Annotated in this window: 9 protein-coding genes and 1 other RNA gene; 5 read left to right on the top strand and 5 right to left on the bottom strand. The window is 65.7% G+C overall.

Annotated elements, in window-relative coordinates:
* Positions 1-88 precede the first annotated feature (88 nt).
* From ACQR1Y_RS22575 to ffs, 5 genes are all read right to left on the bottom strand, one after another.
* On the bottom strand, positions 89-514 hold the full coding sequence (locus ACQR1Y_RS22575) for a hypothetical protein (protein WP_434861808.1): 426 nt from the start codon (positions 512-514) through the stop codon (positions 89-91).
* A 19-nt stretch (positions 515-533) separates the two neighbouring features.
* The gene (gene recR, locus ACQR1Y_RS22570) at positions 534-1133 is read right to left on the bottom strand and encodes a recombination mediator RecR (protein WP_008964175.1); all 600 of its coding nucleotides are present in this window, start codon (positions 1131-1133) and stop codon (positions 534-536) included.
* Between the two features lie 20 nt (positions 1134-1153).
* Entirely contained in the window at positions 1154-1474 is a 321-nt protein-coding gene (locus ACQR1Y_RS22565; protein ID WP_006611474.1) for a YbaB/EbfC family nucleoid-associated protein, read from the bottom strand.
* A 76-nt stretch (positions 1475-1550) separates the two neighbouring features.
* On the bottom strand, positions 1551-3398 hold the full coding sequence (locus tag ACQR1Y_RS22560) for a DNA polymerase III subunit gamma/tau (RefSeq protein WP_434877967.1): 1848 nt from the start codon (positions 3396-3398) through the stop codon (positions 1551-1553).
* 145 nt (positions 3399-3543) lie between these two features.
* An RNA gene (ffs, locus tag ACQR1Y_RS22555) (signal recognition particle sRNA small type) lies at positions 3544-3640 on the bottom strand.
* Between the two features lie 148 nt (positions 3641-3788).
* Between ffs and ACQR1Y_RS22550 the strand changes: the two genes are divergently transcribed.
* From ACQR1Y_RS22550 to ACQR1Y_RS22530, 5 genes are all read left to right on the top strand, one after another.
* Positions 3789-4208 (top strand): HIT domain-containing protein, encoded by a 420-nt coding sequence (locus tag ACQR1Y_RS22550; protein WP_434877968.1) that lies wholly within the window; start codon positions 3789-3791, stop codon positions 4206-4208.
* A gap of 3 nt (positions 4209-4211) precedes the next feature.
* Entirely contained in the window at positions 4212-5150 is a 939-nt protein-coding gene (gene nudC / locus ACQR1Y_RS22545; RefSeq protein ID WP_434877969.1) for an NAD(+) diphosphatase, read from the top strand.
* A 136-nt stretch (positions 5151-5286) separates the two neighbouring features.
* The gene (locus ACQR1Y_RS22540; RefSeq protein WP_257170229.1) at positions 5287-5787 is read left to right on the top strand and encodes an Lrp/AsnC family transcriptional regulator; all 501 of its coding nucleotides are present in this window, start codon (positions 5287-5289) and stop codon (positions 5785-5787) included.
* A 133-nt stretch (positions 5788-5920) separates the two neighbouring features.
* Positions 5921-6247 (top strand): hypothetical protein, encoded by a 327-nt coding sequence (locus tag ACQR1Y_RS22535; protein ID WP_434877970.1) that lies wholly within the window; start codon positions 5921-5923, stop codon positions 6245-6247.
* 19 nt (positions 6248-6266) lie between these two features.
* A complete protein-coding gene (locus ACQR1Y_RS22530) occupies positions 6267-7733 on the top strand; it encodes a methyl-accepting chemotaxis protein (protein ID WP_434877971.1) in 1467 nt (488 codons plus the stop codon).
* The last annotated feature ends 59 nt before the right edge of the window (positions 7734-7792 follow it).

Below are 7792 nucleotides of genomic sequence, written 5' to 3'. Positions count from 1 at the left end.
GGCCAGAACTTTACCTCGATGCCCATGTTGCGGCCTCGCGCCAAAGCCAAAAAGAAGAAATTTGTGACGCAGTAGTATTAGCCGAGGATCACCGCTTTACCAAGCTCCACTTTGTCACGACAGCTTCGCTGATCTGCCCGGCGTCCTGAGCGCAGGCGATCTCGTCGACCTTCACCGCGATCTGCTTGCCGAGCAGGCCCTTCAGCTGCGACGCCTGCGCGGGCGTCGCAGTGACCAGCTGGAACGTCTCCGGGCCGGTCTCGAGATTGCACAGGCCGCTCGGCGGCGGCAGGCGGCGCGGCTCGCTGGTGATCTGATAGGCGGCGGTGGGCTGGCCCGGCTTGGCGCCCTTGACCTTCAGCGCGTTCAATTCGCCCGACAGCACGTCGCCGGTGTTGAGCGGCTTGCCGGCCTTTTGTGCCACCTCGCCCTGCTGGGCGAGCACGGAGGGCACTGAGAGCGCCATCCAAATCGCGCCCAAAGCCAGCCGTTTGCCGAATCCGCAATTCGTCATCATTCACTTCCGTCTGTGCTTAGAACAAGGTCCGCTGCCGCATGGCGGCCGAGAGCGTGCCTTCGTCGAGATAGTCGAGCTCGCCGCCGACCGGCACGCCGTGCGCCAGCCGCGTGACCTTGACGTTCGCCTCCTGCAGGAGGTCGGTGATGTAGTGCGCCGTGGTCTGGCCATCCACCGTGGCGTTCAACGCCAGGATGATCTCGGACACTTCCGGCGCATGCGCGCGCTGCACGAGCGCGTCGATGGTGAGGTCCTGCGGGCCGACACCATCGAGCGGCGAGAGCGTGCCGCCGAGCACGTGATAGCGGCCGTTGGAGGCCTTGGCGCGCTCCAGCGCCCAGAGATCGGCCACATCGGCGACGACCACGATCATCGCCGGATCGCGCCGCGGATCGGTGCACACCGTGCAGGGGCTCTGCGTATCGATATTGCCGCAGGTCTTGCACACCTGGATGCGGTCGATCGCGACCTGTAGCGCCGACGCCAGCGGCACCATCAGCGCCTCGCGCTTCTTGATCAGATGCAACGCAGCGCGCCGCGCCGAGCGCGGCCCGAGGCCGGGCAGGCGCGCAAGCAACTGGATCAGGCGCTCGATTTCAGGACCGGCGACGGCCATCAGGTCACGACGATCATGAACTAACCGAAGCCGAAGCCCGGCGGCAGGCCGAGCTTGCCGGTGATGGCCTGCATCTTCTCCTGCATCGCGGCCTCCGCCTTGCGACGCGCATCGCCATGCGCGGTGACCAGCAGATCCTCCAGGATCTCGGCCTCTTCCGGCTTCAGAAGCGACGGATCGATCTTGATCGACTTCACATCCATCTTGGCGGTCATGCGCACGGCGACGAGACCGCCGCCGGAGATGCCCTCGACCTCGACGTTGCCGAGTTCGGCCTGCATCTCCTGCATCTTCGATTGCAGTTGCGCCGCCTGTTTCATCATGCCGAGAAAGTCAGCCATCGGAGCACCTCGTCATCAGCCTTTTTGGTGAGCATGATCTTTCGGAAAACCGGTTCCCACTTTTCCGGATCATGCTCTAGAAATCATCATCATTGTCGGAATCGGACTCGTCCGGCGGCTCGACAGCACTGGCGTCGGATTCGGGCGGCTCGGGGGCGAGCCGACGCACTTCGATCACTTTGGTACCCGGGAACCGTGCCAGGATCTCCTGCACGCGCGGGTCAGCCTCGGCTGCCGCCTCGCGCTCGCTCTTGGCGCGCAGGTTCTGCTCGCGCAAGGTCGCCTGGCCCTGCTCGTTGGAGACGATCACGGTCCAGCGCCGGCCGGTCCAATCCTCGAGCTTGCGCCCGAGGTCCGAGACAAGCGAGCGCTGCGCGGTCCGTTCCAGCGCGATCTCGAGGCGGCCCTCCTCGAAGCGGACGAGGCGCACGTCCATCTCGAGCGCGCTCTTGGTGATCAGGTCGCGATTTTTCCCGGCGAGCGCAACGAGCTCCTGAAAACTTCCAAGCCGCAGCGCGGGCTGATCCTGCTGGGCTGGTGCCGGCTGCGACGCCATCGCCTGCGGGCGCATGCCGCCGCCGACCGCGGCCAGCGTCGGCCCCTGCATGCGCGGGGCCTGCATCGATGCCGAACTCATCACCGGCGGCGCTGCCGCGCTCATGCTCGGCGCTGGTGCAGAGCGGCCGCCGCCGCCATTCGTCAGAACAGGCGATCCGCCGCCGTTCTGGTCGATCATGCGAATGGCTTCGTCCGGGGTCGGCAGATCGGCCGCATAGGCGATTCGTACCAGCACCATCTCGGCCGCGGCCGCCGGACGCGTCGCGCCTTGCGTCTCGGCGATGCCCTTGAGCAGCATCTGCCACATCCGCGACAGCACGCGCATCGACAGCTTGGTCGCGAAGTCGCGCGCGCGCAGCCGCTCGGTCTCGCTGAAGGCGACGTTGTCGGCGGTGGCCGGCACGACCTTCACGCGGGTGACGAAGTTCACGAATTCGGCAAGGTCGGACAGCACGACCACGGGATCGGCGCCGACGTCATACTGCTCGCGGAATTCCTTGAAAGCCGCGGCGATGTCGCCGCTCGCGAGGTGATGAAACAGGTCGATGACGCGGGTGCGATCGGCGAGGCCGAGCATCTGCCGGACGTCATCGGCGCGCACCTCGCCCGCGCTGTGCGCGATGGCCTGGTCGAGCAGCGACAGCGAATCGCGCACCGAGCCTTCGGCGGCGCGCGCGATGATGCCGAGCGCCTCGGGCTCGATCGTCACGCCTTCCTTGGTGGCGATGCCCGCGAGGTGCTTCATCAGCACGTCGGCCTCGACGCGGCGGAGATCGAAGCGCTGGCAGCGCGACAGCACCGTCACCGGGACCTTGCGAATCTCGGTGGTCGCGAACACGAATTTGGCGTGCTCCGGCGGCTCCTCGAGGGTCTTCAGGAAGGCGTTGAACGCCGCCGTCGACAGCATGTGGACTTCGTCGATGATGTAGACCTTGTAGCGCGCGCTGGCCGGCGCATAGCGCACGCTGTCATTGATCTGGCGGACGTCGTCGACGCCGGTGTGCGAGGCCGCGTCCATCTCCAGGATGTCCATGTGCCGGCTTTCCATGATCGCCTGGCAATGGGTGCCGAGCACCGGCATGTGGATGGTCGGTCCCTTCACCGAACCATCCGGCAATTCGTAATTCAGGGCGCGAGCCAGAATGCGCGCGGTGGTCGTCTTGCCGACGCCGCGGACGCCGGTGAGAATCCAGGCCTGCGGGATACGGCCGGTCTCGAATGCGTTCGAGACAGTACGCACGACGGCCTCCTGGCCGATCAGATCCGCGAAGCTTGAGGGGCGATATTTGCGCGCCAGGACCCTGTAGGGCTTGGCGGGAGCGTCGGCGCTGTCGGGCGGAACGGGTGGGGCGCCAGCGTCAGTCATCGATCGATCCGCAAGTGAGTATTCCAGGCCGGTCTCGATCGCGGTCGTCGACGCCAACGGCTTCGACGCAATCAACCGGAGTGCGGTCGAGCGCCCGCCCTGCGCGGGGTCCCCGCCGACTTTGCGCGATTCGCTCGAAAAACAGGTAGGAGACTGACGAGCGACCCGATCCGGACCTCGTTAGGGCTGCTTCCTTCCGGACCTGACCCGGTTGGCGAGTGGCTCGTCCACCGCCAATCTCCCGCTGCCTATTTGGGGCCAAACCGTCCGGAAAGCAAGCGCGAGCTTCGCCGGACCGGCCCGCCACCGCGCGGGCTTGTGCCGCAGCTCGGAAAGGCTTTAGGTGCCGTCGATCTTCCCGCCTGACCGCCCTGCCAGGAACACCACCGCATGCCCGAATCAGCCTGGTCGCTGCATCCGCAACTTGCGAAGGACACGATCAATATCGGCGACCTGCCGCTGTCGCGCGTGCTGGTGATCAAGGATGCCAATTATCCCTGGCTTTTGCTGGTGCCGCGCCGCGAAGGCGCGGTCGAGATCATCGATCTCGACGAGGTCGCCCAGGCCCAATTGATGACCGAGATCACGCGAGTCTCACGCGCGGTCAAGGAGATCACCAAATGCGACAAGCTCAACATCGCCGCGCTCGGCAACATGGTGCCGCAGTTGCACGTCCACATCATCGCGCGCCGCACCAGTGACGTGGCGTGGCCGCGCCCGGTGTGGGGCGTCGCCCCTCCTGTGCCGCACGACCCGCAGGAGGTCGAGAGTTTCATCGGCGCGATCAGGCGCAAGATCTGGCTAGGGTGAGAGATGTCGCCATTCGACTTGTTTCCGCTGGGCAAGCCGGCCTTCGTCGGCCATCCGATCGAGCGCGCCGCGCATCTGCGTTTTCATGACGACAAGCTGTTGGCTTTCGAGAGCAAGCCGTCGACGCGCGCTTACGTGGTGCATCGCGATTCGCTGGTGCTGAAGCGTGACGGCGACCAGCTCCGCGCCCTGCTGTCGATCGACGAGGCGCTGAAATTCGGCGCCAATCCCGGCACGATCTTCCTTGGCCTGCAGGAGGGCGCGGCCGTGTTCGGCATGGGCATCTCGCCGGCGGCGGTCGAAAAGCTCGCAGGCCGCGACGACGTCTCGGTGACCGAGTTGCGCGGGATGGCGATGCAGGGCGCGATCCCGGTCGACCAGCTGGCGACCATCGCGATGGCCAAGTCCATGGTGTCCTGGCATCAGCGCCACGGCTTCTGCGCCAATTGCGGCACCAAGACCGCGATGCGCGAGGGCGGCTGGAAGCGCGAATGCCCGAACTGCAAGACCGAGCATTTCCCGCGCACCGACCCGGTCGTGATCTCGCTGGTCGCCTCCGGCGACAACTGCCTGCTCGGCCGGCAGAAGCAGTTTCCGGCCGGGATGTATTCCTGCCTCGCCGGCTTCATCGAAGCCGCCGAGACGATCGAGGACGCCGTCCGGCGCGAGGTGTTCGAGGAGTCCGGCATCCGCTGCACCGACGTAGCCTACTACATGACCCAGCCCTGGCCCTACCCCTCGTCGCTGATGATCGGCTGCAGTGCGCGGGCGCTGAACGAAGACATCGTCATCGACCGCAACGAGCTCGAGGACGTCCGCTGGTTCAGCCGCGACGAGGCCCGGCTCATGCTGCAGCGGCAGCATCCGGACGGGCTGGCTGGTCCGCATCCGTTCGCGATTGCCCACCATCTGGTCGGACGCTGGCTCAAGGACGGCGTCTGAAGGCACCCAAACACCATCGCCGTGCAAAATCACCCTCTCGGCCGACCGCATCAGGGGCGTGAATGGCCGATCCTTGCTTTGGAACGATTTTCTCTATATGAGGGTTTCCTGACCTTCATATGGAACAAATTTCTCCATGTCCGACGTCTCCGCCCAGAGCCCCGAAGCCAACCGCCGGCTCGACGCCATCGACCGCAAGATCCTGATGGTCCTGCAGGAGGACGCGTCCCTCTCCGTCGCCGAGATCGGCGACCGGGTCGGGCTGTCCTCGACGCCGTGCTGGAAGCGCATCCAGCGGCTGGAGGCGGATGGCGTGATCCTGCGCCGTGTGGCCCTGGTCGACCAGTACAAGATCGGGCTCGGCATCTCCGTGTTCGTCTCGGTGGAGAGCGCCGACCATTCCGAGGCCTGGCTCAAGAAATTCGCCGAAGCCGTCAGCTCGATGCCCGAGGTCATGGAGTTCTACCGGATGGCCGGTGATGTCGATTACATGCTGCGCGTCGTGGTCGCGGACATGCAGAGCTATGACGTGTTCTACAAGAAGCTGATCAGCGCCGTGCCGCTCAAGAACGTCACCTCGCGCTTCGCGATGGAGAAGATCAAGTCGGTGACCGCGCTGCCGGTGCCGCCGGTCTAGGTCAGCCGGGAAGTCCGGCCGTTCACTTGGGTCATGCCGCAGGATCGTCGCCGGCCTTGGCCCGGATTTTTACGTCCTCTCCGGTTATCGTTTACCGGAAGTTATCTCCATCCATCTATCTTCAGATGTGATGATGTCCGGTGCAAAAATACCTTCGTCGTCGCGCGCCTGGCTGAATGCAATTGCCCTCTTGATCGCGAGCTTCGTCGGGGTGGCAGCGCTGTCGCTGCAGGTACGTCCCGGACGCGAGATCGTGGCCGTCGCCTTTCCACCCTGGTGGAGCGCGCAGCAGACGATGCTGGCTACAGCGTCGGCTGACGCCGCTCTCGTGCGCACGACAAATCTATCGTCGCTGCTGGTGGTCCGGCCCGGGGATCATGACGGCTTGGCGCGGCTGCGCGAGGCGGGAGCCTGGCTCATCATCGACCCGCAAGCGGTCTCCGCCTGCCTTACAAAATGATCAATATCGGGGGATGGGAATGACCGGCGAGACCGACGATCTGGCAATTCTCCGTGGCACGACCAGCAAGCTCCTGCTGGCGGTGCTCTGGATTCACGTTCCACTGTCCCTCATCATCGGACTGTCGCGCGGCGACTGGATGATGCCGACCATGATGATGGCCGCGCTCGCCGTCGTGGCGACGCTCTCCTGGCGCAGCGCCGGTGATAACCTGTCGACCCAGCTCACCGTCGCGGTCGCCCTGATGGGCGGCGTGTCCGTGCTCGTCTATCAGATGTCCGGGCATGCGTGGCAGATCGACATGCACATGTACTTCTTCGCCGCGCTGGCGTGCCTCGTCGCCTATTGCGACTATCGGCCCATCGTGGCCGGAACCGTCGCCGTCGCGCTCCACCATCTGGTGCTGAACTTTGTCTTTCCAGCCGCCATCTATCCAGGCGGCGCTGATTTCGGCCGGGTCGTGCTGCATGCCGTGATCCTCCTGATCGAGGCGGGCGTCCTGGTCGCGCTCGCGCTCAAGCTGACGCAGCTGTTCGAAACCAGCATGCGCAAGACCGCGGAAGCCAACGCGGCGATCGCAGCCGAAGCGCGTGCCAACGCCGAGCGGATCGAGGCCGAGCACCGTGCCAAGGACCAGGGCGAGGCCGCGCGCCGCGCCCTCGCCGAGGGGTTCGAGCGCAAGATCGGCGGCATCGTCGAGGCGGTGGCAGTCGCCGCGAACGAAGTGCAGAACCTGTCATCCCTGATGAGCCGCAACAGCACCGAAGCCTCGCGCCAGACATCGGCGGCCGCCCAGGCCTCACAGCGCGCCTCGACCAATGTCGAGACGGTCGCGGCCGCGACCGAACAGCTGACGGCCTCGATCGGCAGCATTTCCCAGCAGGTGACACGCTCGGCGGAAATCGCCGCCAAAGCCGCCGAGGAGGCGCGCCGCACCAACAGCGTGGTCGAAAGCCTTGCCGCGGGCACGCAGAAGATCGGCGAGGTGGTGACGCTGATCCAGACCATCGCCAGCCAGACCAATCTGCTGGCGCTGAACGCCACCATCGAAGCCGCCCGCGCCGGCGAGCACGGCAAGGGCTTCGCCGTCGTGGCCAGCGAGGTGAAGGCGCTGGCCAATCAAACCGCGAAAGCGACCGAGGAGATCTCCAGCCAGGTGCAGAGCATCCAGAGCGCCACCGGAGATGCCGTCAGCGCCATCCAGCTGATCGGCGGGACCATCGCGGAGATCGACGGGATCTCCAAGGAAATCGCCACCGCGGTCGAGCAGCAGGGCCTCGCGACCGGCGAGATCTCGGGCAATGTGCAGCAGGCCTCGGAAGGCACGCGGCTGGTCAGCCAGAGCATGGGCAGCGTCACGAACGCCTCCAACGAGACCGGCGGAGCGGCGTCCCGGCTGCTGGAATCCGCGAACGGCCTGTCCTCGCAATCGGCGCGGCTCAAGTCCGAGGTCGATCAATTCCTGAAGTCGCTGCGAGCCGCTTAGTTCGCATCGCTGAACGTCGGCGAGCATGCCTCGTGAGTCGGCATGCTCGCGCTGTCGCG

The organism is Bradyrhizobium sp. HKCCYLRH3099, assembly GCF_051167855.1.
Classification (GTDB): domain Bacteria; phylum Pseudomonadota; class Alphaproteobacteria; order Rhizobiales; family Xanthobacteraceae; genus Bradyrhizobium.
The sequence above is the reverse complement of the archived record's forward strand: the minus strand, read 5'-3'. Positions and strand labels throughout refer to the sequence as shown.